The 1,380-nt window shown below is 61.4% G+C and carries 1 protein-coding gene; it reads left to right on the plus strand.

Annotated features, from left to right (window positions below; genetic code table 11):
- Window positions 1-109: 109 nt before the first annotated feature.
- Window positions 110-1,380 (plus strand): IS5 family transposase (locus tag AC07VS_RS28745; protein WP_494752684.1); only part of this gene is annotated, 1,271 nt, incomplete at its 3' end.

Below are 1,380 nucleotides of genomic sequence, written 5' to 3' on the forward strand. Positions count from 1 at the left end.
GTCGTCCCTGCCAAACCCCACCAACCCGCATGAACATTAGCCCCGCAGGCCATTGCCTCATCCCAGAACTCCCAATTTAATATTCACCACAGCCCAATTCCTGGGAGTTTTGCCTGAGGCCCGATCAACCATGACCGCTGACTTCTTTCGCAACCGCCTTGACCAGATGATTGATCTGCGCCACCCGTTGGCGGTGCTGGCCAACCGCATGCCCTGGCAAGAGTTGGAGGCCTCTTTGGCACACCGGTTTGCACGCCAGGTGCGCGCCGGCAAGCGCATCGAGGACATGGATTTGTTCGGCCCCAGCGTCTCAGTGGTGGGCTCGGGTGTGGCTGCGGCAGGTCGCCCACGTTTGCCCACCCGGCTGATGGTGGCGCTGCTGTACCTCAAGCACGCCTTCAACGAAAGCGATGAAGAGGTCGTGCAGCGCTGGGGCGAGACCCCCACCTGGCAATACTTTTCAGGCAATGAGTATTTCGAGCACCGTTGGCCTTGCGACCCCACTCAACTGGTCAAGTTTCGCAAGCTGCTGGGTGAAGAAGGCGTGGAAGAACTGCTGGCCCGAACCATTGAGGTGGCCGTCACCTTGAAGCTCATCGCCAAGGCCGAACTGCGCACCGTCATCGTCGACTCGACCGTGCAAGAGAAGGCCATCAGCCACCCCACCGACAGCAAGCTGCTGGAGACGGCCCGCGCCAAGCTGGTCGAGGCCGCCAAGGCTCAGGGCATCGAGCTCAAGCAGACCTTTGCCAAAGAAGGCCAGGCGCTCGCTCACAAGGCTGGCCGATACGCTCACGCCCGCCAGTTCAAGCGCATGCGCCGCACCATCAAACGCCAAAGCACCATCGTGGGCCGCCTGCAACGTGAGATCTCGCGCAAGATGAACGTGCTCAGCGTGGCCGTTCAAGACGCACTCAATGACAGCCTGAACAAGGCCCAGCGCCTGATCACCCAGACCCGAAGCCGCAACACACAGGGCAAACAGCCCAAGCTCTACAGCTGGCATGCCCCCGAGGTGGAGTGCATCTCCAAGGGCAAGAGCCGCAACCCTTTCGAGTTCGGTGTCAAGGTGGGCCTGGCCAGCACCCTCAAGGGCAACCTGATCGTCGGTGCCCGGGCCTTCCCCGGTAACCCGTATGACGGCCACACCCTCAACGAACAAATCGAGCAGGCCACCATCCTGATGCAGTCCACCGGCATCCAGCCCCAAACGGCCTTTGTGGACCTGGGCTATCGCGGGGTGGACAAAGACAACCCCGGCCTGAGCATCAAGCACCGGGGTCGATTCAAGAGCCTGAGCGACAAGGACAAGACGCTGCTCAAGCGACGCCAGGCGATCGAGCCCATCATCGGCCACCTCAAGGCCGATCACCGATTGAA

This window comes from Curvibacter sp. GW821-FHT01G03 (genome assembly GCF_059422285.1).